The organism is Brevibacterium sp. HMSC063G07, assembly GCF_001810665.1.
Lineage (GTDB): Bacteria > Actinomycetota > Actinomycetes > Actinomycetales > Brevibacteriaceae > Brevibacterium.
In genome coordinates this window covers 1-287 of the sequence record NZ_KV802328.1, presented here as the reverse complement: position 1 = coordinate 287, position 287 = coordinate 1, and the positions used below count along the sequence as shown (strand labels likewise).

The 287-nt window shown below is 51.2% G+C and carries 1 pseudogene; it reads left to right on the top strand.

The features are described from left to right. A pseudogene (locus tag HMPREF2757_RS11975) lies at window positions 1-287 on the top strand (TAP domain-containing protein); the annotation flags it as partial.

Below are 287 nucleotides of genomic sequence, written 5' to 3'. Positions count from 1 at the left end.
GGGTCGTGTGCCGCGTGATGGTGAGTTTGGTGAGAAGTTGAAGAAGCCGGATTCTGCGAAGGATCATCGTGGTAAGACTGTGACGTTGTCGAAGCGGTGCAAGATGCAGACGTTCCGTGCGGATGGTTTTGCTTTGTCGGCTTCGAAGGCTCATGTGGGTCAGGATGTGCGGTTTAGTGTTTCGCGTCTTGATCCGAAGGCTGAGTATGTTCTGACGGTTGGTAAGAAGCGTCAGAAGTTTAGGACTGATGGTAGTGGTAATCATTCTGGTGTGTTTACTGTGCCGA